We start from the raw sequence: 22,670 nt of genomic DNA, 5'->3' as shown, positions 1-22,670 counted from the left end.
GGCTACGGCGCCCCGAACCCGGCGGTGGCCAGCACGCGCTGGCCGGCGCTACCGGTGACGTAGTCGATGAAGGCCTGGGCGATGGCCGCATCGGCGGAGCCCTTGAGCGCCACAATCGGGTAGGTGTTCACGGCCTCACCGGACTCGGCGAAGTCGATGCCCTCGACGGCGTCACCCGCCGCCTGGACATCCGTGACGTAGACCAGGCCGGCATCCGCCTGGCCGGAGGTGATCTTGCCGAGCACATCGGTGACCGATGACTCCTCGCTCACCGGGCTGAGGCTGACCCCGGCCGCCGACGCGACGGCGGCGGTGGCCGAACCGCACGGCACCGCGGGGGCGCAGACGACCAGCTGGAGCCCGGGCTCAGCCAGATCGGCGAAGTCGGTGATGCCGGCGGGGTTGCCCGGCGGCACGGCGATCTCGAGCACATTGGTGGCGAAGTCGACGGGGTCGGTCTGCTGGAGGCCGGCATCCGTGAGCTTGGTCATGTTCGTGGTGTCGGCGGAGGCGAACACGTCGGCCGGGGCGCCCTCGGTGATCTGGGTGACGAGGTCGGAGGAGCCGGCGAAGTTGAGCGAGACGGTGGTGCCGGGGTGCTCGGCCTCGAAGGCGTCGGCGAGCTCGGTGAACGTGGTTGTGAGCGAGGCCGCGGCGAAGACCGTGATGCTGCCGTTCAGGTCGTCGGCCGATGCCGCCGGCGTGGGCGTCGTCTCGGCCGGCGCGGCGCAGCCGGTGAGGCCGGCGGCGAGGACGCCGAACGCGGCCAGCAGAGCGAATGGACGGAGGCGACGTGTGCCGGTCACGACTTGCCCGCCGGGGTCTCGACGATGACGGTGGTGGCCTTGACGACGGCGATGGCCACCGAGCCGAGTTCGAGGCCGAGCTCGCGCACGGCCTCGCTGCTCATCAGTGACACCACCCGGTGCGGACCGCACTGGATCTCGACCTGCGCCATGACGGTATCCATGACGATGTCGGTCACCAGGCCGACGAACCGGTTGCGGGCGGAGCGGCCGATCCCGGACGGGTCGTCGGGCAGCACCGCGTTCTGACGGGCCAGCCGGGCCAGCGCGAGGCCGTCGACGACGGTGCGGGAGGAGGCATCCTTCGAGCTGGGCAGGGTGCCGTTCTCGATCCAGCGCCGAACGGTGTCGTCGCTGACGCTGAGGAACGCGGCGGCGTCTTTGATCCGTATCTGAGGCATGAAATGTACTCTATCTCCGTTTTCACGGAAATTAGCTCGCGTGGGGCGCAGTGACCTCAGCGACGGCGTCGCCGTCGTGGCACAACATCGGTGATCGCCGGGGCGAGGTCGGGCCAGGCGAAGGTGTACCCGGCGGCGAGCAGGCGTTCCGGCTGCACCCAGCGGCTCTTCAGCACCAGTTCGGGCTCGGTTCGGAGCAACCACATGGCCGGTTCGAGCATCCAGCGGAAGGCCGGCAAGCCGATGGGAGCCCCCACCGCCCGGCGCAGCGTGGCCATGAGCGTGCGATTGTCGCTGGGGTGAGGCGCCGCCAGGTTGACCGGCCCGGTGATCTCATCGTGGGAGACGATGAATTTCAAGGCGCCGACAACGTCGTCGATGTGGATCCAGCTGAACCGTTGTCGTCCGTGCGAACGGTGTGCGGGCGCCGAGCCGTCGCCGGAGGGGGCGTGGCCGATGCCGCGGTAGCGCTGGTGCGGAAACCACCAGCCGTCGAGCTGCGGTCCGCCGAGGCCCCATCGGGCCAATCGCACGAGGATCGCGGTGGCGGGACCGTCGCCGAGCACGATCGCCATCCGCAGGGCCACCCGCCGGGTCTGGGGGAGGTCACCGGCGAAGAACTCGCGCTCCCAGTCGCGGGCGATGTCCACCGAGAAGCCGGTGCCGAGCTCGCCCGTGGACTCGGTCATCGGGCGGTCGAGCGCGTAACGGTAGATCGTGGCGGTACTCGCGTTCAGCCACAGTCGCGGCGGCTTCGCGCTCGCCGCGACCGCCCGATGCAGCGCTCCGGTGGTGTCGACGCGGGAGTGGAGAATCTCGGTGCGATTGGCCTCGGTGTACCGGCAGTTCACGATCTTTCCCGCCAGGTTCACCAGCAGATCGGCTCCGTCGACCAGTGACAGCACTGCGGCGTCGTCGCCCCACCTCGCGTCGGGACCGGAGCGGCCGATGCAGGCGACCTGGTACCCCTGGTCGAGGAGCTCGCGAACGAGCCTGTGGCCGATGAATCCGGATGCCCCGGCTACCACTGCGCGTTTTCTCGTGTCCCCCACGGGCTCAGCTTACGGCGCGCGGTGCCGGCGGTGACCGTCTGGCTAAGAGGCGGCACGGCCGTCTGTCTTGTGCGAACACGAATTAGTGTAGTACATCATGCTACATGAAGAAGCAAGCGCAAGATGAGCAGCCTCAGTTCTACACGCGGCTGCCCGTGCTGCGCGCCGAGCGCGGCATGAGTCGCAAAGAGCTTGCCGAGCTGGCCGGGGTGCACTACCAAACCATCGGCTACCTCGAGCGCGGGGAGTACAGCCCGAGCCTGGTGCTCGCGCTGCGCATTGCCGCGGCATTGGGGGTTCCGCTCGACGCCGTCTTTTCGCTGACCCCGTTCGCCAGCATGGCCGACCAGCTCTACAACACCGAAGGAGAACGCCGATGAACGCATCCTTGACCTCCCAGCAGCGCCGCGCGGCCCGCCTGGACGACCCGTCGATGGAGAGCCTGCGCAACCCGCGCGCTCGTCGCCTCTTGGCTGCCGGACTCATTGCCATCCTGGTGGTTGAGGGGGTGCTCATCGGCACGGCTGGGCTGATGCCCGTCGGCGTCTTCATCGGCGGCATGGTGGTGCTCATGGTTGCGATGGTGATCACGCTCGGCGGTCTCAAGGCCTCCACGCGCGGCGTTGAAGAGCTGTCGCCCGAGGTGCTCGACGAGCGGCAGGCACAGATCCGTGGCCTGGTCTACGCGCAGTCCTACCGGGTGCTCTCGGTGGTCTTCGTGATCACCGTGGTGCTCATGCTCCTTGCCCAGAGTCCGTGGTGGGCCGCACCCACCGAGGTGATGGTGATCATCCCCGTGATCGCCTGGCAGCTGATCATCACCATCCCGACCTTCGTGACAGCGCTGCGGATGAAGGTCTAGGCATTCGACCTGCGTGTGTACGAACGTACGCGACTAGTGTACGTTCGTACACATGATTGATTATTTCGCGGGAGACGACCGCACCAACCGTGAGCGGATGCTCGCCGGGGATCCCTACATCGCCGACGACCCCGACCTTGAGAAGGCGGCCCACCGCGCTGTGCGGCTGGCCGGCGACTACCAGGCGGCGTTCGCGGTCGATGCGGCCACGGCCAGGCCGATCCTGGACGACCTGATCGGAGACCTGGGCGAGGGCGCCTTCATCAAGCCGCCACTGTTCGTGGACTACGGCGAGCACATCACCGTGGGCGCCGGCACCTTCATCAACTACAACCTCACCGCCCTCGACGTCGCCACGATCACCATCGGACGGGACTGCCAGCTCGGCCCGAACGTGCAGCTGCTCACCCCCACGCATCCGCTCGCCGCCGAGCCCCGCCGAGACAAGGTCGAGGCTGCGCGGCCCATCGTGCTGGGCGACAACGTTTGGCTCGGCGGCGGTGTCATCGTGCTGCCCGGCGTGAGCATCGGCGACAACAGTGTGATCGGAGCCGGTTCCGTGGTCACCAAGGACGTGCCGGCGAACGTGATCGCCGTGGGCAACCCGGCCCGCGTCATCCGTGAGCTGCCGGACGACGAGCGGTGACCCGCCGTCTCGACCCCGGCCGGCGCGACCGCATCATCGACGCCTGCCTGGAGCTGATCGCGGAGGTCGGCGTGGCGGGCACCTCGCATCGCAAGGTCGCCGAACGGGCGAATGTGCCGCTCGGCTCGATGACGTACCACTTCACCGGCATGGACGAACTGCTGCGGGAGGCCTTCACCCGGTTCTCGGACACCGTCGTGGCCGTGTTCGAGAGCCGGCTGGCGGCGGCCGGAAGCCTGGCCGAGGCCCGGGCTGCGGTGGTCGGAATCATCAACGACGACCTGTTCGCCTCCCCGCACGAGCTTGTGCTCACCCACGAGCTGTACGCCCTGGCCGCGCGCAATCCCGAGTACCGGCAGATCACCCACCGATGGATGCGCCGAAGTCGCATCGCGCTCGAACGCCACTTCTCCCCGGACACGGCTGCCCAGCTGGATGCGCTGATTGAGGGTTTGTCCATCCACCGGGCCCTCGACACCGCTCCGGCCGACCCGCACCGCACGGTGGACGCCGTGGCGCGGATCACGGCACGGTAGCGGGCCGGCACTTTCCGCGGGCGCGGCGCCGCTGCGCGCCTGGCGCGCAACCCGCGCACAGGCGCCTGACCCGCGCACCTCGGGAGCGGAGTGGCCCGGGCGGTCGGGCTCTCGCCGAGTTGCCGCGAAGGTCCCCTGTGAGGTGATGAGAAGGGACCCTTGCGACCTCTCGGCGGCCCGTCGCGGCGCCGGAGGGAGCGCTAGCCGCGGGCGGCGGCGAGCGGCAGGCCGAGCGCGGTGGCGACGCCGGCGTTGGTGACGGCGCCGGCGTGGATGTTCAGGCCGGCCGCCAGCGCGGCGTCATCGGCGATGGCTAGCTCCCAGCCCTTGTCGGCGAGCGCGATCACGTAGGGCAGGGTGGCGTTGGTGAGCGCCCGGGTGGACGTCTCCGGCACAGCGCCGGGCATGTTGGCGACGCAGTAGTAGACCGAGTCGTGCACGGTGAAGGTGGGTTCGTCGTGCGTGGTGGGCCGTGAACCCTCGAAGCAGCCGCCCTGGTCGATGGCGATGTCCACGAGCACCGAGCCCTTCTTCATGCCGGCGACCATCTCGTCGGTGACGAGCTTGGGTGCTGCGGCGCCGGGGATGAGCACCGAGCCGATGACGAGGTCGGCGTCGGCAAGCTGGGCGGCGATCTCGTACGCGGTGGAGACGCGGGTCTGGATCGTGCCGTCGAACCGGTTTTCCAGCTCGCGCAAGCGCGGCACCGACAGGTCGATGATGGTGACGTCGGCGCCCATGCCCAGGGCGTTGGCCGCCGCGTGCTCGCCCGCGACGCCGCCGCCGATCACGACGACCTTGGCCTTGGGGGTGCCGGGCACGCCGCCGAGCAGGATGCCGCGCCCGCCGGCCGCGCTCATCAGGTGGTACGCGCCCACCTGGGTGGCCAGCCGCCCGGCGACCTCGCTCATGGGGGAGAGCAGTGGCAAGCTGCGGCCCGGCAGCTGCACGGTCTCGTAGGCGATGGCGGTGGTACCGGAGGCGAGCAGCGCCTCGGTCTGGGCGCGATCGGCGGCGAGGTGTAGGTAGGTGAAGAGCACCTGGTCGGCGCGGAGGTAGCCGTATTCGGCCGCGATGGGCTCCTTCACCTTGAGCAGCAGCTCGGCGGCGGCCCACACCTCGGCCGCGGTGTCGAGGATGGTGGCACCGGCCAGGGCGTAGGCGTCGTCTGTGATGGAGGAGCCGAGGCCGGCCCCGCGCTGGACGACCACGTCGTGGCCGCGACGGGTGAGTTCGGACACTCCCGCGGGGGTGATGGCCACTCGGTTCTCATTGTTCTTGATCTCGCTGGGGATTCCGACGCGCATGATTGCTCCAGGTGGGGAAGGGATTGGATGCGGGGTCAGCCCGAAGAATCAACTGGTCCCTGCAGGAAATACTGCTGTCTTCCTGTTTCAGATGGGTTTCGGCCGAATAATCACGCGCAAACTCGGTCGGGCGTTTTTGTTTTCCGACGATGATCCCTCGCTCACGCCGCGGCGACCGTAGATTGTTCGGTCGCCGGAGCGGGCACATCCGTCAGTCGAGCAGGGGCGTCACACCGGCCTGGAGGGCGTCGAGCTCGTGCCGCACGTCGCCGGCGCTGGCCGGGGAGACCTCGCGGGAGACCACGGCCTGAGTGAGGGCGGCCCGCTGCAGGTCGAAGTACTCGCCGCTGGTGCGGTCCTCCCGCCCGGCCACGGCGGCCGCGGCTGCGGCGCGGGCGTCGGCGCGGCCCTCCTCGACCTCGGCGTCTTCCGCGCTGGTGTCGATGCGGAGTGTCTTGGCCAGCAGTGGCAGGGTGGAGCCCTGCAGCAGCAGGGTGCCGACCGCCACGATGAACGCCACGGTCTGGATGATGGTGCGGCCGGGGAACGGCGCGCCGGAGGCGATCGTGAGTGGGATCCCGCCGGCCGCGGCGAACGTGATGATGCCGCGCATGCCGGTCCAGGAGACCAGCAGGTTCTCGGCCGGGGTAAGCACCGTGATATGGCCGCGGTCTCGGCCACCCTCCCGGCCGAGCGGTCCGCTGTGGCCGTCGCGCCCGCCGACGCGTCGCCCCACACGCCCGCCGCCACGCCCGCCGCCACGCCCGCTGCCACGCCCGCTGCCACGACCGTCGTCGCGCCCGGCCGCGCTGGCCGGGTCCGCCGGACGCGCCGAGCCGCGGCGGCGTCTGCGGCCCAGGGCGGTGGGGTCGAGCGAGGCGGCCATCCGCTTGGCGTAGATCAGCAGGGCCAGCTGGGCGCGGCCGTAACTGAAGTAGACCCAGGCGAACCGGCAGAGGATGACCGCGAGCAGCACGATCAGGCCCAGGCCGATGGTGGACCAGGTGGGCGTGCTCGACTCGGCGAGGTCTTCGAGCACGAACCGGAACTGCAGGCCCATGTAGGCGAAGACGAAAGCCTCGAGGATGAGGTCGACCACGGGCCAGAGCGCCGCCTCCTGCAGCCGCGTGCGGTACGCCGTGGACGGCGCCGTGCTCGGACGCACGGTGAAGTGCGAGATGCTCACGGTGAAGCCGGCCGCGACGACGGCGATGATGCCGGAGGCGTGCAGCTGCTCGGCGGCGAAGTAGGCCAGGAACGGCACCAGCAGGTTGAGCCCGCTCTCGATGGTGGGGTTGCCCACTCGGCGGCGCACCGCGACGACGACCCGGCCGACGATCACACCGAGGATCAGGCCGATCAGGGCCTCCCAGCCGAAGAGCAGGAACGGGTTCTCGATGAATTCGCTGTCTCCGGTGACGGCGGCCACTGCCACCGCGAACAGGGTCAGCGCGGCCGCGTCGTTCACCAGGCTCTCCCCGGTGAGGATCGAGATCGTGCGCCGAGGCAGCCCGATCTCGCGGCCGTGGCTGACCGTGGTGACCGAGTCCGGCGGTGAGACCACGGCGGCGAGCACAAACGCCCCGGCCAGGCCGATCTCCGGGGCGATCCAGGAGGTGAGGAAGCCGACCACGACGGTGGTGAAGACCACCAGGCCCACGCCGAGACCCAGGATGCTGCGCAGGTTCTTGACGAACGCGAAGAAGGAGAAGTTCAGAGTGGCGGAGTAGAGCAGCGGCGGGATCACGACACCGAGGATCAGCTCGGGGTCGAGTTCCAGCCGGGGCAGGCCGGGGATGAACGAGATGGCTGCCGCCAGGGTGACGGTGACGATGCCCGCCTGCAGACCGCGCAAGTGGGCGAAGGCGGCGATGATCAGGGCGCCGGTCATGACGAGGAGCAGCTGGACGTCCATGGTGCCTGTCTTTCCGCAATCGGTGTCGTGCCAGTCTTCCGTATCGGTGTCGTGCCAGGATGTCCGCATGGAACGAGCACTGGGAATCGGTGGATATTTCTTACGGGCTGCGAACCCGACGGCGCTGAGCGCCTGGTACCGCGAGTGCCTGGGCCTGGATATCGACGCCAACGGCCTGTGGAGCCAGACGGTCGGGCCGACGGTGTTCGCGACCTTCGACGCTGACAGCGACTATTTCGGCTCGCGGGCACAACAGACCATGCTCAATTTCCGGGTGAACAACCTCGACGCCATGCTCGCGCAGATGCGCGCTGCCGGGGCGGATGTGGCCGACGACGTCCAGGAGATGGCGGGCGTGGGCCGGTTCGGCTGGGTCACCGACCCGGAAGGAAACAGGATCGAACTGTGGCAGCCGGCATGAGCTCACATCCGCACGGGGCATATCGATCTCAGGGCTTCATATGGCACTATGGGGGCGAATTCGTCCGAAATAAGCCCGCTCGGCTGCGGAAAGAGTTGTCAGAACGATGGATTGCGCATCCATTGGCCGAACCGTGCGTCACCGAAGGAGAACCAGCATGAGCCACTACGCCGTCATCAATCCCGCCACCGGTGAGACCCTGCGGGAGTATCCCACCATCACCGCGGATGAGCTGGAGGCGGCCGTGGCCACGGCCGACGCCGCCCGGAGTGACTGGTCGCGCACGGCCGGTGTCGCCGCGCGCACCGCCCTGGTGCAGAAGGTCGCCGAGCTGCACACCGAGCGCCGTGACGAACTGGCCGAGATCATTGTGCGTGAAATGGGCAAGCCGCTCGACCAGGCCCTGGGCGAGGTGGACTTCGCCGCCGCGATCTACCAGTACTACGCCGACAACGGTGCGGCGTTCCTCGCCGACGAGCCCATCGAGCTCTCCGACGGCAAGGGCAGCGCGTTCATCCGCCGCGGCGGCCTCGGCGTGCTCTTGGGAATCATGCCGTGGAACTTCCCGTACTACCAGGTGGCCCGTTTCGCCGGCCCGAACGTCGTGGGCGGAAACACCATCTTGCTCAAGCACGCCCCGCAGTGCCCGGAGTCTGCGGCCGCCATCGCCGACATCTTCGCCGAGGCCGCGCAGACGGTGGGCGCACCGGCCGGGGTCTACGTGAACATCTACGCCACCAATGAGCAGGTCGCGACCCTGATCGCCGACCCGCGGGTGCAGGGCATCTCGGTGACCGGCTCCGAACGAGCCGGCGCGGCCGTGGCCGAACTCGCGGGCAAGCACCTGAAGAAGGTCGTGCTCGAGCTTGGCGGCTCCGACCCGTTCATCTTGCTCTCCACCGACGATGTGGATGCCGCGGTGCAGGATGCCGTCAACGCCCGCCTGGACAACAACGGCCAGTCCTGCAACGCCGCCAAGCGGTTCATCGTGATCGACGACCTCTACGAGCAGTTCGCCGAGAAGTTCACCGCCGTGTTCACCGCCGCGCAGCCGGCCGACCCGTTCGCCGACGGCACCCTGCTCGGGCCGCTCTCCTCTGCCGCCGCCACCGAGCGTCTCGAGGAGCAGCTGGGCCGGGCCGTTGCCCAGGGTGCGACCGTGCTGGCCAGCGGTACCGCCACCGGCAACTTCTTCCCGCCGGCAGTGCTCGCCGATGTCACGCCCGAGATGGATGCCTACCGGGAGGAGTTCTTCGGCCCCGTCGCGGCGATCTACCGGGTCTCCTCCGAGGAGGAAGCGGTGCGGGTTGCCAACGACACGCCCTTCGGCCTGGGCTCCTACGTCTACACGACCGACCAGGACCAGGCATTGCGGGTGGCGGATGCCATCGACGCCGGCATGGTCTGGGTCAACCTGGTGCTCGGCGATGCGGCCGAGCTGCCGTTCGGCGGCGTCAAGCGCTCCGGCTCGGGCCGCGAGATGGGCCGGTTCGCCATGGAGGAGTTCACCAACAAGAAGCTGATCCGCCTCGGCTGATCGCCACGCCCAGCCCCGCGGCGGGCTCCGTCGCGTCTGTCGTCAGGGTTGCGACCGCGGTGAGTTCGGCGCGCCTGAGCGGATCGGCCGGGGCAGGCGAGGTTTTGCGGCGGGAAAGCTGCGGGAGCAGGTTGGACCGGCGCACGGGGCCGTCGCCAGTGAGACTTCCTTCGCGCTCTCGAGTCCCTGTGACGCCGTCCTGGTCGGTGGCTTGACAGTCATACTACTTAGACACACAATATAGTCATGTCTTCTCACCGCCCCGACGCCCCAGACCCGATCGCGGGGGACTGGCCGAGCGACTGGCTGCGGGCGACGCTGGGCCTGATGGCGTTGCGCGCGCTCGAGGCCGGCCCCTCGTACGGGTACGCGATCATCGCCGACCTCGAGCGCAGCGGCCTGGGGGTGATCAAGGGTGGAACGCTCTATCCCTTGTTGACCCGGTACGAGGCTGCGGGTTTGGTGGTGACCGAATGGCGGCCGGGCGATGCCGGCCCCGGCCGGAAGTACTTCGCCCTTACCGACATCGGGCGCGCCGAACTGCACAGGCTGCGGGCCGACTGGGCGCGGTTCACGGGAACCACGATCACGTACCTGACCGAGCATCGACCGACCGAGGAGAACCCGTCATGACCACGAACATCAGTACCTCGGACAAGAAATGGTTCGAAGACCTCATCGTGGAACTTCGCTTGCGCCAGGTGGACGGCGGGGCCATCGGTGATACGGTCGCCAGCGCGAGGGAGCTGCTTGACGATACCGGCCAGAGCGCCCAGGAGGCATTCGGGCCCGCCCGCGACTACGCCGCCGCTCTCGAGCTGCCCCGCGACGACCGGAGCATCTGGCAGGGTGCGGCCCTGTGGTCGTCGTTGGCCGGGCTCATCGCGTTCCTCACTTTCATGCAGGCCCTCGTGCCGTGGGTGGAGTCCGAACCCGTGCTGATCTCACCCGGACAGCTGGCCCTGCTGGGGGTCACGGTGATTCTCATCGCCCTGCTGCCGCTCTACCTCACCGCCGCCATCCGGCATCCCTGGATACTCGGACTCCTCCTGGTGATCGGAGGTGCAGCCGGCTGTTTGTCCTCTTTCGTGGCACCGGCGACGGCCGAGGAGGCCTGGATGGTCCTGGCCGCCACGCCGTGGGTTGTCGCCGGCGCCGGCGCCATGCTCCTCGTCGCGATCGGCAGCACCGTGCGCGCCCTGCGCCGCGGCAGCCTCGATGACATCACCGATCCGCGCCAGGGGCGGGGCTCCGGGCGCCAGCGCTCCGGCCTTGTGCTGGCCTTGGTGACCGCGTGGCTGTTCCCGGTGTTCTCCGGAGTGATGGTAGCCGTGGCGATGCTGGTCTCGCGCTAGACGCCGAGCCCCAGCCAGAGGCCCAGGAACGCGAAGGACACCGCGAGCACCAGCATCCCGAGCCCGTTGACGAGGGCGGAGAGCGAACGGCGGTCCAGTGCCAGCCGCACTGTTTCGACGCTCGCGGTGCTGAAGGTGGTGAAGCCGCCCATCAGGCCGCCGCCGAGCACGAGGTGCCAGGCCTCCGGCAGCCAGAGAGCCAGGGTCAGGCCCGTGATCAGGCCGAGCAGCAGCGAGCCGAGCACGTTGATGAGCAGGGTGCCCACGGGAAGTGCGGTCTTCACGCGCGAGCGCACAATGCCGTCGAGCAGGAACCGCAGGGTCGCGCCGGCGCCGCCGGCCAGGGCGACGACCATGAAGAGCAACGGCGTCATGAGGCCACCGTTCCACCACGACCTGGGCGCCGGCGGTGCACCGCGGCTCCGCAGGCGATGCCGACCCAGGCCGTGATGGCGCCGACGATGACGGTGCCCAGCGCGTAGAGCAGGGCCGTGCCGAGGCGGTCGTCGGCCAGAAGCAGGCTCGTGTCGGTGGCCAGGGCGCTGTAGGTGGTGAAGCCGCCGAGCACGCCGGTGCCGAGCAGCAGCCGTAGCTGGCGGCGGCGGCCGTCGTCCGGGCCGCTTCGCGCCAGGGTCTCCAGCAACAGGCCGAGCAGGAAGGCCCCCACGATGTTGATACCCACGATCACCACGGCGACGCCGGCCACGGACGGCACCGAGATCGCCAAGAGCTCGCGGAGGGCGGTACCGACGGTTCCGCCGGCGAACACCAGGGCGAGGTACTGCCAGCGCAGGTGCACCGGCCGTGGCAGCGCGTCCGGGTCGATCATCAGGTGCCGCCGTCGAGGGTGAGGGCCAGCGCGGCCGCCTCGGCGCGCGGAGCGTCGAGGTAGCGCCGACCGCCGTCCCGGTAGACCAACGGATGCCCGGTGGGCAGGTTGAGCGCGTGGATGGCGGACTTGTCGAGGTGCTCGAGCACGGCGCAGTAGGCGCGCAGCGAATTGCCGTGCGCGACGACCAGCACGGTTCGGGCATCCGCCAGCAACGGTTCGACGCGTTCGGCATGGAACTCGGCAACGCGGTCCATCACGTGACGCAGGGACTCGGTGCGGGTGAGCGCGCGGTCGGGCAGGCCGCGGAACAGCTCGGTCGCGGCGAGGTCGGCGAGCTGGTCCGTGGTCATCTCGGGCGGAGCCGTGTCGACGGACCGGCGCCAGGCCAGGAACTGGGCCTCGCCGAACTCGGCCCGCACGTCGTCCTTGTGTCGGCCGGTGAGGGCGCCGTAGTTACGCTCGATCAGCCGCCAGTCGATGGTGACCGCGGTCTTCGGCAGGCCCAGCTCGTCGGCCACGAGCCGAGCGGTCTGGGTGGCGCGCCGCAACGGGGAGACGAGCAGGGCATCCGGAACAAGGTCGTTCGCGGCCAGCAGGGTCGCGGCCGCGCGTGCCTCGTCGGCGCCGGACGCCGACAGGGCGGGGTCGAGAATACCGGTGAAGAGGCCGGCGGCGTTCGCCGTGCTCTGGCCGTGTCGCAGCAGAACGAGAGATCCGCCGCTCGGCCTGCTCGTCACACTCACCCACCAGTCTCATCGGCCGGGCCCGGCACGACTATGAAGTCGGTAGGAACCATCAGCGCAATCGGCGGTTCGAGCGGGTGCTCTGGTGGGATCCATCACCACGCAAAAGGGTACACCGCTCAGTCCGACTCCCAGGGCGACTCGTCGTCGAAGGACTCCGGCGAGAGGGGGATCACCACCACGGGACGATGCTGGTGATGGGCCAGGTTCATGGCAATGGAGCCGACAAAGAACTCTTGCAGGGTACCCCGCACGGTTCCGTCACGGGTGCCGACCACGATCATCGTGGCGCGGAGCGACTCGGCCAGCGCGCCAAGAGCGCGGGCCGGGTCGCCGCTGAGGTGGCGGGTGCTCCACCGGATAGCGTGCCCCCCCAGGATCCGCGTGAGGTGCGCGGAGAGGTAGGGATCGAAGGCTGCCGCGGATGTCGACCGTTCGGAGTCGCCAGCCAGTTGCGGCGCATCCGTGAGGGGATCGATCGCCGGGGGAGCGGCCGGTTGGCGCGAGGCGGCGTCGGGATGGTGGGACCGCGGCTGCCGGCCCGGGTCGGCCCAGGCGCAGACGAGTTCGGCGTCGAAGCGGGCCGCGAAGACCGCCGCTTGCAACACCACGCCGTCGGCCTGGCCGGGGTAGACGCCCACCACCACATGGGCTCGGATGCTCATGGCGCACAGGGTGGCAGAAGACCCGGTTGGGCGGTAGGCCCCTATGCAAGAGTCGGGTGCTGTGCGGGTGGGCGATATCTTGGGGGGATGTCCTCAGCCGTCAGCCTGATCCGGTCCGCTGCTCTCTCCACTTCCGCCGAGTACGCCTACGCGGCCACCGCTCCGGCCGGGGCGCGGCTGATCTTCCTGGCCGGAGCGTGTCCGCTGAATCTCGACGGGAGCACGGCGGGAGTCGGCGACGTCCAGGCGCAGGCCGCGAAGGCCATGGAGAACCTCGTGATCGCTCTGGCGGCAGCGGGAGCGGAACTCGACGACGTGCTGAGCACCCGAGTGCTCGTCGCATCCGCCCGGCAAAGTGATCTCGTGGACGCGTGGACGATCGTGCGGGGCGCCTTCGGGGACCACGACGCGCCGAGCACCCTGCTGGGCGTCACCGTGCTGGGCTACACCGACCAGCTGGTGGAGATCGAAGCCGTCGCCGCGGTGCTGGACTAGATAGCGAGCTCCTTGCGCATCCGGTAATTGCGCAGGAGCGTGCCACGGATGACCGGATGCTGTTCCGAGACGACCACGAAGCCGTGCCGCTCGAAGAACGGCCGGGCCGTGATACTCGCGTTCGTCCACAACGCGGGCACCGTGAGTTCTCCGGCCCGGCGCTCGACCTCCCTGAGTAGGGCGCCGGCGACGCCTCGGCGCCCGAACCGCGACGCTACGAACATCATGTCGATGTAGCCCTGATCGTCGACATCGGAGAATCCGGCGACCTCGCCGTCGACCGTCGCAACTACGGTGCCGAGCCTGCTGCGGACGAGATCCCACTCGGTCACATCACGTTCTTGCGGTGCTGACCAGGCCGCGATCTGGTCGGGGGAGTAGTCGCCGGCAGCTGTAACCGTCACGGCGTCGAGAAAGACCGCCAGAGTTCCCGCCGCGTCCGCCGACTCGTAGGGGCGAACCGTCGCCGAGCCGCCGGCAGGCCCGTCCAGGAATGCGGTGAGGGCAGCGACCCACAGATCGTGGGCTTCCAGGTGGGCATCGTGACCGCCCGCGGCAAGATCGACGTGCTGCACACGGCGACCGCGACGGAGGAAATCGCGTGTGGCCACCGTGTCGAACATGCCGTCGCGACCGAAGACGGCGAGAGTGGGCACCGCCACGGTCGTCCACTCATCCCAGCGGGCGCGGGCGTCGACGGGTTCGATCGTCGCGATCACGATGTCGGCATCGAAGCGACACCAGAGTCCGTCGGGGCGACGCTCCAGGTCGTCAATCCACGCACGCGACAGGGCAGAATCGCCCAGAAAGAGCTCGGCCTCGCTCCGGTCTGCAAATCGCGTGGGCCAGGAGTCGAAGAACTGGCGCATCCCCGCCCGGCTTTCCGCGGTGCCGTCACCGCCGACGCCGGCCTCCAGAAGAACGAGCCGGTCCACGAGGTCAGGCCTGGCGGATGCGACGAGCAGTGCCGTGTGCCCTCCCATGGACTGGCCCACCAGGGCGACAGGTTCGCCGACAACGGTCTCGAGCAGGTGGATCACATCCGCCACGTGAGCCTCGCGCGAGACGTCGTCGGGGCGGCGTGTGCTCCGGCCGTGACCGCGCGCATCCATTGTCAGAACCCGATGGTGGGGCAGCGCACGCGCGGTGGCCAGCATCTCGGTGCTGCTCCCCGCCAAGCCATGCAGAAGCACGACCGGTGACCCCGTACCCGTGGTATCGGTGACGTACAACTCGACCGGCCCCCGCCGCACGGTGAATTCCGATGTGCCCATGTGTCCATTCTGGTCTGGCGCGGTGAACCTGATGGCGGTCGGAGACGCGAACGTCGATCGTGGGGAGAAACGACGGCCCGGAGGGTGCCGGCTGTGGGACGCTGGGAGCATGGGGGAATGTGCGTCGGCGTGCCGGCTGTACTGGGTGGGCCGGAGGCATCCGCTGTGAGCGTGCGACGTTCGATCGGATCGATGATGGTCGCGACCTTTGTGTCGCGGGGCCTGGGGTTCGTGAAGACGATTCTGCTCGTCGCTGCCATCGGCGCGACGAGCGACTACGCGGGCGGCCAAGCCTTCGAGACCGCGAACACGGCCCCCACGTATCTCTTCGCACTGATCGCCGGCGGTGTGCTCGGTGCGGTGCTCGTGCCCCAGATCGTGCGGAACCTGGACGCCGGGCCCGTCGGCCGGGAGAACACCGACCGGCTACTCACCGTGGTGCTCGTGGGCGGCGCCGCCGCCACAGTGCTGCTCACCCTCTGTGCCCCGGCCATCGTGGGGATCTATACGGTGGGTTGGTCGGACGAGTGGCGCACCCTCGCGACCTCAATGGCCTACTGGTGCCTGCCGCAGCTGTTCTTCCTGATCGCCTTCGCCGTGTTGTCCCAGATGCTGAACGCCCGCGGCGTCTTCGGCGCCCCCGCGTGGGCGCCCGCGATCTCCAATCTGATCGGTATCGCCGGCATTCTGGTGTTCCTGCTGGCGCTGCCGTCCGGGCTGGGCGACGCCGCGTCGTGGAGCCCCCTCATGATCGCGGTGCTCGCGGGCTCCGCCACCCTCGCCATCGCGGTGCAGGCGCTGCTCCTGATCATTCCGCTGCGGCAGATCGGTTTCCGGATGCGATTCCGGTGGGGCGTCGGCGGGCTCGGCCAGATGTCGACCCTGGCAGGCTGGACGCTGCTCGGCGTCGTGGCCGGCCAGGCGGCTTATCTGGTCACCGCCAACGTCGCCAACAATGCGGGGCACACCCTCAACCGGTTGGGGGTGGACGGGGCCAGCCTGAACTCGCTCTCGCTCGCCTACCTCCTGGTGCTGCTGCCCCATGGCATCGTCACGGTGTCCTTGACCACGGCGCTCTATACCCGGATGAGCGGACTGGCCGGCCGGAACGATCTGGCGGAGACCGACAAGCTTTCGTCGGTGGCGACCCGGCCGGTCGCCTACGTGTCGATCGCCGCTGCTGCCCTCTTCGTGGCCGTGGGGCCGCTGCTCACCCAGCTGATCTTCGGTAGCGCGGTGGTCGGGCATGTTCTCGGGGTGCTATCACTCGGGCTGGTGGGCTTCAGCCAGGCCTACGTGCTCAACCGCACGTCTTTCGCCCTGCAGGATGCTCGGGGGCCGTTCTGCACCCAACTCGTCATCGCCGGGCTCTCCGCGGCCGGATCGGCGGCGGCCCTGCTGCTGCGGCCGGAGTTCACCGTGCTCGGCATCGCGGCGGGCATCTCCGTCGCCAACCTCGCCGGCTGGCTGACCGCCCACCTCGCGCTCCGACGCACCTTCCGGATGCGCGGCCACCTGCCCGCGCGACGACCGCACGAGGTCCTGTACTACCTGCGGCTTCTCGCCGCCGCCGCGGTCAGCGCCGCGGCCGGGTCCATACTGCTCGGGGCCGTCGGTACTCCGGCGGGCTTCGTCGGCCAGGCTGCGCTGCTGGCGGGGGCGGGTGCCGGGGTCGCGGCCATCTTCGCGGGGCTTTCCCGGCTGCTCGGCGATCGCAGCTGGGACGGCATCCGTCGGCGGTAAGACTAGCCCGGAACCGGCAGGATCACGCCGACGGGTTCGCGCTTCTCGGCCTGGAAACGGTCCTCGGTGCGGCCCAAGGCCCAGTAGCCCGAGAGGGAGAGTTCGGACTTGTGCACCCCGCGCCCGGCGAACACCTCGCGCAGTCCCTTCATCGCGGAGCGCTCGCCGTGGGCGAAGATCTGCGGGCGACCGGGAAGCCAGGTGGCCGCATCCACCTCTCGCACGAGGATGGCCGGGTCGTCGCCGAACAGCCAGCGGATCTGCAGCGACGGCGGGGCATCGAGGGGGAGGACCTCGCTGGCGTCGGGCACCTGGATGAAGGCGAGGCCCGACGCGGTGCCGGGCAACGCGGCCAGGGCCGAGGCGATGGCCGGCAGCGCCGACTGGTCGCCAGCGAAAAGGTGCCAGTCGGATGCCGGATCGGGCGCGTAGCCGCCGCCGGGGGCGGAGAGGGTGAGGAGGTCGCCGGGCTGGGCCGAGTTCGCCCACGGGCCGGCAAGTCCGGTGTCTCCGTGTACGACGAAGTCGATGGTGAGCGTGCGAGCTTCCGAGTCGACGTCCCTGACTGTGTAGGTGCGGGTCACGGGCAGGTCGTCCGGGGCCAGCGTCTTGCGCAGCTCGGTGAGATCGAAGGGGGCAGCGAGGTCCAGTTCGGGCTTGGTGAAGTAGATCTTCACGTACTTGTCGGTCGACTCATTGGTGACGAAGTCGTCGAACTCGTCCCCGGAGAGCACGATCCGCACCAGGTGGGCGCTGAGCTGTTGCCGGCGCACGACCTGGAGGGTGACCTGGGGCCGGGCGGGGCGGGCGGGAGCGATCCGGGTGGCGGGCGTGGGAGTGGCGGTGGGGGAAGTCATCACGTTCGACACTAGGTTAGGCAACCCTCACTTGGCAATGCCGGGGTGCGTCACGACGGCCGGTACCGCGCCGGCGAGTATGACAATCGCGGCCGCTAGCACCCCGTCACGCCGCTGTCCAGCGCGCGCGTTGCGCATGGTGAATGCGGGTCTAGTTCGGATAGTATCCCCGAACCGGTGTCTGGCGACTGACGTGTGACAGCCCTGCTGGCACCTGCGCATCGACCAAATCGCCAGAAAGGTTCACTCCTATGACCACCTACACCGCGACGATCAGCCTTCCGCAGTCGCTTGATGATTCGTTCGCTTTCATTGCCGATCCTCGCAACCTCCCGTATTACTTTCCTCGCATAACCTCGGCCGAGCTCGTGGGTGCCGAGCTGGTGCGCACGACCGCGGTCATTGACCCGGACGGGGCCGAAGACGACAACGGGGAACCGGTCACTGCCGATGCCTGGTTCCGTTCCGACCCCGACGACCATGTCATCTCCTGGGGCTCGCCCGACAACGACGAATACCACGGCCAGCTCAGCGCCGAACAAGGCGACGATGTCACTCGCCTGAACCTCACCCTCACGACCTCGGCGAGCTACCCGGGAATCCAGGACAGTCTCGACGAAGCGTTGCGATCGATCGCAGCCAAGCTCGCCGACGGGTAGGCCGGTCGTGGCTGGCCCGACCACAGCGCCGCGGGTTCATGCGGAGACTCGCGCTCAGTGGCGTCTGTGGTTACTCGAACACCACGCACACGAAAAAGCCGTCTGGCTGGTGTCGTGGAAGAAAGCCACGGGCCGGCCCTCGGTCGGCTACGACGACGCCGTATCAGAGGCGCTCTGTGTCGGCTGGGTGGACAGCAAGCCGCAGAAACTCGACGATGAGCGAACGATGCTCTATTTCTCTCCACGGAAACCGACGAGTGACTGGTCCCGGCCGAACAAGATCCGGGTGGAAACGCTCCGTGCAGCCGGACTCCTGCTTCCCGCCGGTGAAGCGGTGATCGCGCGGGCGATCAACAACGGCTCATGGACGCTGCTTGATGATGTCGAGGACCTGATTGTTCCAGCGGACCTCGACGAGGCGTTCAGCGAGAAGCCTCCCGCACGGGCGAACTGGGACCGGTTCCCCCCGTCCGCCCGCCGCGGCATCCTCGAATGGATCGTCCAAGCCAAACGACCCCAAACCCGAGCCGCTCGGATCCTCGAAACGGCAGAGCGTGCCTCCCTCAACCAACGCGCAGCCCAATGGACGCGGAAGGCCGACGTCTGAGAGGCCGACTGATCGGATCGGTGCGGTCGGTGACCGGGTGGCATGACGGTGGGTCAGGCGTGCGCCGCCGTTTCGACCGCGGCGACCGCTGCGGCGATCCCTCCGTTCCACGGTGCGCCGTGGCCGGGCAGCACCCACGTGGCGCCGGTGGGCAGCAGGGATCGGAGCGAGGCGATCGCTTGGCCGGGTTCGTCGGTGAACGGCGCCGGCTGGGGGCCCACCTGGCCGGTGAGCACGTGGCGGGTGGTGAGACCGTCGCCGACGAATACGGCGTCGGCGAGGGGAACGTGGATCGCGATGCTCCCGGCCGAGTGACCCGGCAGCGCGATGATCCGGGGTGCGCCGGGCAGGTCGAGAGTCTCGCCGTCATGCGCAAGGGTGACCTCGGTGAGGTAGGTCGCGCGTATCCCGCCTTTGCGGAGGGAGTAGCCGATGAACCCTAGTAGGGGGCCGAGTTTCATCGACTGTTTGGCGTTGGCCGGCTTCTTGCCGCCCTTCGCGCGGTCGGCGTCACCGGGGTGCACGAAGACGGGCACTCCGTGATCGCGGCGCAGGCGTTCGGCGAAGCCGACATGATCGCCGTCACCGTGGGTGAGGATGACGCCCTTGACGTCGGCGAGGGTGCGACCCATCGAGGAGAGTTCGGTGAGCAGCTCCCGCCAGAGACCGGGTAGGCCAGCGTCAATGACGGTGACCCCCTCGACGGTGTCGACGAGGTAGACGGCCACGATGTCGTTGCCGATGCGGTGAAGGTGAGGTCCGAGTTTCATGATGGCTATGCTACATAGCCATCATGGCTATCGTCAATAGCTATACTTGAATCATGCCCACGCCTGACCGAACCTCCCTTGACGCCATCGTGCTCGCCGCTTCTGACCTGCTCGAGCAGAACGGGCTCGCGGGGGTGACCATGCAGGCCGTCGCCCAGCAAGTCGGCGTGCGGGCGCCGTCGCTGTACAAGCGAGTGCCCAGCCGGGAACGGCTGATCCAGTTGGTCGCGGAGACGACAATCACCAAGCTCGCCGGCAGGCTGGATGCGGCCGTCGGGCCGGTCGAGTTGGCCAACGCCCTGCGCGCGATCGGCCATGAGCGGCCCGCCGCCTTTCAGCTGATCATGACGCCAGGGCCCGGCGTGCCCGCGGTCGGAGACGAATTCGTTCGGGCTGCGAGTGCGGCCATCCTGCGCGTCGCCGATGAACTGGCGGGCGAGGAACATGCCCTCGAGGCGGCGCGCACCTTCACCGCGTGGGCGGCCGGCTTCATCACCATGGAGCTGAACGGCGGGTTCAACCTGGGCGGCGACGTTGAGACGGCCTGGCAATACGGGGTCGACCGGATTGTCCAGGCGATCACGGCCACGCGGGAAGCGCCCGTCTGCTGAGTGTGCCGTCCCGCCTGCTGACAGGCCTAGACGCCGATAGAGGGTCGGGGCACAGTACGTAGCGACGCTGCCGGTGTGCGGGAGGGGATGGATACGAGTGGATGCGGATGCGACGGGCCGGTTGTCGACCGCGCGCCTGCGCCGGCGGTTCATCAGCCCGGAGTTGATCTCCGGGTCGGTGCTCGTCTGCGTCGTGATCGCCGTGGCGGACGAGGGCGGCGGCATCCTGGATGTCTTCGCGATCACGCTTCTCAGCGTGCTGGTGTTCTGGGCGACCGAGGTGTTCGCCTACACCGTCGCCGCACAACGACAGCGGCCGGACACCGAAACCGTCCGGGTGGCGGCGTCGGTGCGCGGCGCGCTGGTCGAATCCGAGGGGCTGTTGTTGGCCGGGGTGCTGCCGTTGGTGTTCCTGCTGCTGGGCCTGTTCGGGGTGCACGAGGGCGAAGTGGCCTATTGGACGGCCCTGTGGGTGGAGGTGGGGCTTCTCGCCGTGGTGGGCTGGATCGCCTTCGGTGGAACCGGCGTCACCTGGTACTGGCGGGTGTGCGGCGCCCTGGCCACCGCGGCGCTGGGGTTGCTGGCCGTGCTGCTGAAGATCCTGGTGCACTAGCTGGCCTCGCGGGCCCGTCCTGGCCCCGGTGACCTGCCGGGCGACGTCCTGCATCGAGCGCGATTCGTGTTCGGCGCGTCGACGCAGGGCGTCGGCCTGGTCAGGCCAGGAGGCGTCGGCTATTTCACCGAACCGCGGGTGACCCCGCTCACCACCCACTTCTGGGCGATGACGTAGACGATCAGCAGCGGCGCCAATGCCATCAGGTAGGAGGCGAACGCCACCGGGTAGTTGGTGTTGAACTGACCCTGGAAAATGAACTGCGCCAGCGGCAGGGTCTGTGCCGATGGGTCGGAGAGCACCACCAGGGGGAGCAGGAAGTCGTTCCACGCCCACACGCAGGTGAGGATGCCGACCGTGGCGTTCATGGGGGAGAGCAGCGGGAAGATCACCTTCCAGAACACACCCCACGTGCTCGCACCGTCCAGCCGCGCCGCCTCCTCGAGCTCCACCGGGATGGAGTTGATATAGGCCACGAAGATGAAGATGTTGAACGAGAGTCCGTAGACCGTGTACAGCAGGATCAGGCCCACCGGGGTGTCCAGGCCGAGCAGCGCGGTCTCCTTCACCACCGGCAGCATGATGATCGGGAACGGCACGAAGATCGCCGCGAGGAAGTAGAAATACAGCCCCTTGAAGAACTTCTTGTGCATGTTGCGGGCGATCGCATAGGCCACCAGCGAGTTGGTCAGCAGGGTGAGGAAGACCGCGCCCACCGTGATCAGGGCCGTGTTCAGCAGCGCCCGGGGGAAGTTCGTCAGCTGGTAGGCATCCGCGAAATTCTCCCAGCGGATGCTGGTGGGCAGTTCGAACCCGGTGCCGCCGAGCTGGTCGGGCGTCTTGAGCGCGGTGACCACGGTGAAGTACAGCGGGATGAGCACGGTGAGGGAGCACACCGCGATCAGAGCGGTGAGCCACCAGTTGGTGCCGCCGTTGCCGCCGTCGAGTCGTCGGCGGGTGCGCGGGGCGCGGGTGGGCGCATCCGGCGGCTCGGGCAGTGGGGCCGTGGTGCTGGTGAGTGTGTCGGTCATGAGAAGCTCGCCTCCCGGCGCTGCAGGATGCGCAGCTGGAGAAATGAAACGATGATGATGACGAAGAGGTACACAACGGCGTTGGCCATCTGGTAGCCGTATTCGCCGCCCTGGAAGCCGCCTCGGAAGATGACCAGGGCGATGGATTCGGTGGACGTGCCCGGGCCTCCAGCGGTGAGGGCCACGATCTGGTCGAAGACCTGCAGGAACGACTTGAACGACAGCACCATGTTGATGGTGAAGTACGCGCCGATCAGCGGGAAGGTGATCGACCGGAACCGGCGCCAACCACTCGCGCCGTCGATGGCGGCGGCCTCGTAGAGATCGGCGGAGATCGTCTGCAGGCCGGCCAGGTAGAGGATGACGTTGAACGCCGCCGCCTGCCAGACCGTGGTGATGACGATGCCGATCCAGGCGAAGTCGGGGCTGGCCAGCAGGTTGCCCGACAGGCCCGGCAGGCCCAGCGCCGTGAAGATCGCCGGGAACGAGTTGGCGAACAGGTAGTTGAACACGTAGCCGATGATCAGGATCGCGAGCACATAGGGGATGAAGAACACCCCGCGGAACGCCGCCTGGAACTTGATCTTGGAGTTCAAGCCCAGCGCGATCGCCAACGCGATCACGTTCACCAGCACGGTCGAGACGATGGCGAAGCCGAAGGTGAACCCGTAGGAGTTGAGCACCCGGTCGTCCTGGAACAGGTTGATGTAGTTGGAGAAGCCGACCAGGTCCCAGGTGCCGTAGCCGGCGTAGTTGGTGAGGCTGAAGAACATGCCGGAGAGCACCGGAATGGTGTGCAGGCCGAAGAAGATCACGACGGCCGGCACGACCATCCAGTAGAAGGTGCGGGGCGTGCGGGCGATATTCGACCGGGCGCGTGCCGGCTTGGGTGCGGCGGCGGGCTTCGCTGCCCGCGAGATCGTGTCGGTCAT

General features: G+C 68.6%; 28 protein-coding genes and 1 riboswitch. Of the genes, 14 read left to right on the top strand and 14 right to left on the bottom strand.

The window, feature by feature from the left end:
• Positions 1-2: 2 nt before the first annotated feature.
• Genes modA through KY500_RS14965 form a run of 3 tightly spaced genes read right to left on the bottom strand, consistent with a single transcriptional unit; the run spans position 3 to position 2,259 of the window.
• Positions 3-806 (bottom strand): molybdate ABC transporter substrate-binding protein, encoded by an 804-nt coding sequence (gene modA, locus KY500_RS14975; RefSeq protein ID WP_219901220.1) that lies wholly within the window; start codon positions 804-806, stop codon positions 3-5.
• Positions 803-1,207 carry a molybdopterin-binding protein gene (locus KY500_RS14970; protein ID WP_066598279.1) on the bottom strand — a complete coding sequence of 135 codons (405 nt, stop codon included), beginning with the start codon at positions 1,205-1,207 and terminating at the stop codon, positions 803-805. Before KY500_RS14970 ends, modA begins: the two co-directional genes overlap by 4 nt.
• A gap of 56 nt (positions 1,208-1,263) precedes the next feature.
• Positions 1,264-2,259: an epimerase gene (locus KY500_RS14965; protein WP_219901219.1), complete on the bottom strand. Its 996-nt coding sequence runs from the start codon at positions 2,257-2,259 to the stop codon at positions 1,264-1,266.
• A gap of 104 nt (positions 2,260-2,363) precedes the next feature.
• On the opposite strand from KY500_RS14965, the gene KY500_RS14960 reads away from it, so the two are divergent.
• The 4 genes from KY500_RS14960 to KY500_RS14945 are packed head-to-tail and all read left to right on the top strand — an operon-like array spanning position 2,364 to position 4,303.
• Positions 2,364-2,639 (top strand): helix-turn-helix transcriptional regulator, encoded by a 276-nt coding sequence (locus tag KY500_RS14960; protein ID WP_219901218.1) that lies wholly within the window; start codon positions 2,364-2,366, stop codon positions 2,637-2,639.
• Positions 2,636-3,121 carry a hypothetical protein gene (locus tag KY500_RS14955; protein WP_219901217.1) on the top strand — a complete coding sequence of 162 codons (486 nt, stop codon included), beginning with the start codon at positions 2,636-2,638 and terminating at the stop codon, positions 3,119-3,121. The genes KY500_RS14960 and KY500_RS14955 overlap by 4 nt, the downstream gene beginning before the upstream one ends.
• Positions 3,122-3,173: 52 nt before the next feature.
• Entirely contained in the window at positions 3,174-3,767 is a 594-nt protein-coding gene (locus tag KY500_RS14950) for a sugar O-acetyltransferase (RefSeq protein ID WP_219901216.1), read from the top strand.
• Positions 3,764-4,303 (top strand): TetR/AcrR family transcriptional regulator, encoded by a 540-nt coding sequence (locus KY500_RS14945; protein ID WP_219901215.1) that lies wholly within the window; start codon positions 3,764-3,766, stop codon positions 4,301-4,303. The genes KY500_RS14950 and KY500_RS14945 overlap by 4 nt, the downstream gene beginning before the upstream one ends.
• A 200-nt stretch (positions 4,304-4,503) precedes the next feature.
• Here the strand turns inward: KY500_RS14945 and ald are convergent, their stop codons facing one another.
• Complete coding sequence (gene ald, locus KY500_RS14940; protein ID WP_219901214.1) at positions 4,504-5,610, bottom strand: alanine dehydrogenase; 1,107 nt, start codon at positions 5,608-5,610, stop codon at positions 4,504-4,506.
• Between the two features lie 211 nt (positions 5,611-5,821).
• Positions 5,822-7,525 (bottom strand): sodium:proton antiporter, encoded by a 1,704-nt coding sequence (locus KY500_RS14935; RefSeq protein WP_219901213.1) that lies wholly within the window; start codon positions 7,523-7,525, stop codon positions 5,822-5,824.
• Positions 7,526-7,592: 67 nt separating this feature from the next.
• Between KY500_RS14935 and KY500_RS14930 the strand changes: the two genes are divergently transcribed.
• From KY500_RS14930 to KY500_RS14915, 4 genes are all read left to right on the top strand, one after another.
• Entirely contained in the window at positions 7,593-7,946 is a 354-nt protein-coding gene (locus KY500_RS14930; RefSeq protein WP_219901212.1) for a VOC family protein, read from the top strand.
• Positions 7,947-8,103: 157 nt separating this feature from the next.
• Entirely contained in the window at positions 8,104-9,483 is a 1,380-nt protein-coding gene (locus tag KY500_RS14925; protein WP_219901211.1) for an NAD-dependent succinate-semialdehyde dehydrogenase, read from the top strand.
• Between the two features lie 246 nt (positions 9,484-9,729).
• On the top strand, positions 9,730-10,116 hold the full coding sequence (locus KY500_RS14920; RefSeq protein WP_219901210.1) for a PadR family transcriptional regulator: 387 nt from the start codon (positions 9,730-9,732) through the stop codon (positions 10,114-10,116).
• Positions 10,113-10,838, top strand: coding sequence for a hypothetical protein (locus KY500_RS14915; RefSeq protein WP_219901209.1), 726 nt, complete (start codon positions 10,113-10,115; stop codon positions 10,836-10,838). The genes KY500_RS14920 and KY500_RS14915 overlap by 4 nt, the downstream gene beginning before the upstream one ends.
• On the opposite strand, the gene KY500_RS14910 is transcribed toward KY500_RS14915, so the two are convergent.
• From KY500_RS14910 to KY500_RS14895, 4 genes are all read right to left on the bottom strand, one after another.
• Positions 10,835-11,212 carry a CrcB family protein gene (locus KY500_RS14910; protein WP_219901208.1) on the bottom strand — a complete coding sequence of 126 codons (378 nt, stop codon included), beginning with the start codon at positions 11,210-11,212 and terminating at the stop codon, positions 10,835-10,837. The genes KY500_RS14915 and KY500_RS14910 overlap by 4 nt on opposite strands.
• Positions 11,209-11,667, bottom strand: a complete 459-nt coding sequence (locus KY500_RS14905; RefSeq protein WP_219901207.1) for a CrcB family protein — start codon at positions 11,665-11,667, stop codon at positions 11,209-11,211. The genes KY500_RS14910 and KY500_RS14905 overlap by 4 nt, the downstream gene beginning before the upstream one ends.
• Complete coding sequence (locus tag KY500_RS14900; RefSeq protein ID WP_219901206.1) at positions 11,667-12,407, bottom strand: 2,3-bisphosphoglycerate-dependent phosphoglycerate mutase; 741 nt, start codon at positions 12,405-12,407, stop codon at positions 11,667-11,669. Before KY500_RS14900 ends, KY500_RS14905 begins: the two co-directional genes overlap by 1 nt.
• 42 nt (positions 12,408-12,449) lie before the next feature.
• Positions 12,450-12,522: riboswitch (Fluoride riboswitch) on the bottom strand.
• A 10-nt stretch (positions 12,523-12,532) separates the two neighbouring features.
• On the bottom strand, positions 12,533-13,078 hold the full coding sequence (locus tag KY500_RS14895) for a universal stress protein (protein ID WP_219901205.1): 546 nt from the start codon (positions 13,076-13,078) through the stop codon (positions 12,533-12,535).
• Positions 13,079-13,165: 87 nt separating this feature from the next.
• Here KY500_RS14895 and KY500_RS14890 point away from each other — a divergent pair, with 87 nt between their 5' ends.
• Positions 13,166-13,573: a RidA family protein gene (locus KY500_RS14890; RefSeq protein WP_219901204.1), complete on the top strand. Its 408-nt coding sequence runs from the start codon at positions 13,166-13,168 to the stop codon at positions 13,571-13,573.
• Here KY500_RS14890 and KY500_RS19475 read toward each other — a convergent pair.
• Positions 13,570-14,847 (bottom strand): alpha/beta fold hydrolase, encoded by a 1,278-nt coding sequence (locus tag KY500_RS19475; protein WP_255579397.1) that lies wholly within the window; start codon positions 14,845-14,847, stop codon positions 13,570-13,572. The two genes, KY500_RS14890 and KY500_RS19475, sit on opposite strands and share 4 nt — an antisense overlap.
• A gap of 165 nt (positions 14,848-15,012) precedes the next feature.
• Here KY500_RS19475 and murJ point away from each other — a divergent pair, with 165 nt between their 5' ends.
• Positions 15,013-16,590 carry a murein biosynthesis integral membrane protein MurJ gene (gene murJ / locus KY500_RS14875; RefSeq protein ID WP_219901203.1) on the top strand — a complete coding sequence of 526 codons (1,578 nt, stop codon included), beginning with the start codon at positions 15,013-15,015 and terminating at the stop codon, positions 16,588-16,590.
• A 2-nt stretch (positions 16,591-16,592) separates the two neighbouring features.
• On the opposite strand, the gene KY500_RS14870 is transcribed toward murJ, so the two are convergent.
• The gene (locus KY500_RS14870) at positions 16,593-17,447 is read right to left on the bottom strand and encodes a siderophore-interacting protein (RefSeq protein ID WP_219901202.1); all 855 of its coding nucleotides are present in this window, start codon (positions 17,445-17,447) and stop codon (positions 16,593-16,595) included.
• A 251-nt stretch (positions 17,448-17,698) separates the two neighbouring features.
• Here KY500_RS14870 and KY500_RS14865 point away from each other — a divergent pair, with 251 nt between their 5' ends.
• Both KY500_RS14865 and KY500_RS14860 read left to right on the top strand, forming a co-directional pair.
• Positions 17,699-18,106, top strand: a complete 408-nt coding sequence (locus KY500_RS14865) for a hypothetical protein (protein WP_219901201.1) — start codon at positions 17,699-17,701, stop codon at positions 18,104-18,106.
• Between the two features lie 7 nt (positions 18,107-18,113).
• On the top strand, positions 18,114-18,713 hold the full coding sequence (locus KY500_RS14860) for a YdeI family protein (RefSeq protein ID WP_219901200.1): 600 nt from the start codon (positions 18,114-18,116) through the stop codon (positions 18,711-18,713).
• Between the two features lie 53 nt (positions 18,714-18,766).
• Here the strand turns inward: KY500_RS14860 and KY500_RS14855 are convergent, their stop codons facing one another.
• Positions 18,767-19,483 (bottom strand): MBL fold metallo-hydrolase, encoded by a 717-nt coding sequence (locus KY500_RS14855; RefSeq protein WP_219901199.1) that lies wholly within the window; start codon positions 19,481-19,483, stop codon positions 18,767-18,769.
• A 53-nt stretch (positions 19,484-19,536) separates the two neighbouring features.
• Here KY500_RS14855 and KY500_RS14850 point away from each other — a divergent pair, with 53 nt between their 5' ends.
• Positions 19,537-20,094 (top strand): TetR/AcrR family transcriptional regulator, encoded by a 558-nt coding sequence (locus KY500_RS14850; RefSeq protein ID WP_219901198.1) that lies wholly within the window; start codon positions 19,537-19,539, stop codon positions 20,092-20,094.
• A 97-nt stretch (positions 20,095-20,191) separates the two neighbouring features.
• On the top strand, positions 20,192-20,707 hold the full coding sequence (locus KY500_RS14845) for a hypothetical protein (protein WP_219901197.1): 516 nt from the start codon (positions 20,192-20,194) through the stop codon (positions 20,705-20,707).
• A gap of 119 nt (positions 20,708-20,826) precedes the next feature.
• Here KY500_RS14845 and KY500_RS14840 read toward each other — a convergent pair whose 3' ends face one another.
• Positions 20,827-21,738, bottom strand: coding sequence for a carbohydrate ABC transporter permease (locus KY500_RS14840; RefSeq protein WP_219901196.1), 912 nt, complete (start codon positions 21,736-21,738; stop codon positions 20,827-20,829).
• Positions 21,735-22,670, bottom strand: coding sequence for a carbohydrate ABC transporter permease (locus tag KY500_RS14835; RefSeq protein WP_219901195.1), 936 nt, complete (start codon positions 22,668-22,670; stop codon positions 21,735-21,737). The genes KY500_RS14840 and KY500_RS14835 overlap by 4 nt, the downstream gene beginning before the upstream one ends.

This window comes from Cryobacterium sp. PAMC25264 (assembly GCF_019443325.1).
GTDB lineage: Bacteria > Actinomycetota > Actinomycetes > Actinomycetales > Microbacteriaceae > Cryobacterium.
This window is presented reverse-complemented; position numbering and strand designations above follow the sequence as displayed.

Coding starts and splice junctions, on each gene's coding strand:
- KY500_RS14890 (WP_219901204.1), top strand. CDS start 13,166: ATGTCCTCAGCCGTCAGCCTGATCCGGTCCGCTGCTCTCTCCACTTCC.
- KY500_RS14920 (WP_219901210.1), top strand. CDS start 9,730: ATGTCTTCTCACCGCCCCGACGCCCCAGACCCGATCGCGGGGGACTGG.
- KY500_RS14960 (WP_219901218.1), top strand. CDS start 2,364: ATGAAGAAGCAAGCGCAAGATGAGCAGCCTCAGTTCTACACGCGGCTG.
- KY500_RS14895 (WP_219901205.1), bottom strand. CDS start 13,078: ATGAGCATCCGAGCCCATGTGGTGGTGGGCGTCTACCCCGGCCAGGCC.
- KY500_RS14970 (WP_066598279.1), bottom strand. CDS start 1,207: ATGCCTCAGATACGGATCAAAGACGCCGCCGCGTTCCTCAGCGTCAGC.
- KY500_RS14950 (WP_219901216.1), top strand. CDS start 3,174: ATGATTGATTATTTCGCGGGAGACGACCGCACCAACCGTGAGCGGATG.
- KY500_RS14850 (WP_219901198.1), top strand. CDS start 19,537: ATGCCCACGCCTGACCGAACCTCCCTTGACGCCATCGTGCTCGCCGCT.
- KY500_RS14935 (WP_219901213.1), bottom strand. CDS start 7,525: ATGGACGTCCAGCTGCTCCTCGTCATGACCGGCGCCCTGATCATCGCC.
- KY500_RS14925 (WP_219901211.1), top strand. CDS start 8,104: ATGAGCCACTACGCCGTCATCAATCCCGCCACCGGTGAGACCCTGCGG.
- KY500_RS14835 (WP_219901195.1), bottom strand. CDS start 22,670: ATGACCGACACGATCTCGCGGGCAGCGAAGCCCGCCGCCGCACCCAAG.
- ald (WP_219901214.1), bottom strand. CDS start 5,610: ATGCGCGTCGGAATCCCCAGCGAGATCAAGAACAATGAGAACCGAGTG.
- KY500_RS14870 (WP_219901202.1), bottom strand. CDS start 17,447: ATGACTTCCCCCACCGCCACTCCCACGCCCGCCACCCGGATCGCTCCC.
- KY500_RS14915 (WP_219901209.1), top strand. CDS start 10,113: ATGACCACGAACATCAGTACCTCGGACAAGAAATGGTTCGAAGACCTC.
- KY500_RS14955 (WP_219901217.1), top strand. CDS start 2,636: ATGAACGCATCCTTGACCTCCCAGCAGCGCCGCGCGGCCCGCCTGGAC.
- KY500_RS14865 (WP_219901201.1), top strand. CDS start 17,699: ATGACCACCTACACCGCGACGATCAGCCTTCCGCAGTCGCTTGATGAT.
- KY500_RS14930 (WP_219901212.1), top strand. CDS start 7,593: ATGGAACGAGCACTGGGAATCGGTGGATATTTCTTACGGGCTGCGAAC.
- KY500_RS19475 (WP_255579397.1), bottom strand. CDS start 14,847: ATGGGCACATCGGAATTCACCGTGCGGCGGGGGCCGGTCGAGTTGTAC.
- KY500_RS14905 (WP_219901207.1), bottom strand. CDS start 11,667: ATGATCGACCCGGACGCGCTGCCACGGCCGGTGCACCTGCGCTGGCAG.
- KY500_RS14840 (WP_219901196.1), bottom strand. CDS start 21,738: ATGACCGACACACTCACCAGCACCACGGCCCCACTGCCCGAGCCGCCG.
- KY500_RS14910 (WP_219901208.1), bottom strand. CDS start 11,212: ATGACGCCGTTGCTCTTCATGGTCGTCGCCCTGGCCGGCGGCGCCGGC.
- KY500_RS14855 (WP_219901199.1), bottom strand. CDS start 19,483: ATGAAACTCGGACCTCACCTTCACCGCATCGGCAACGACATCGTGGCC.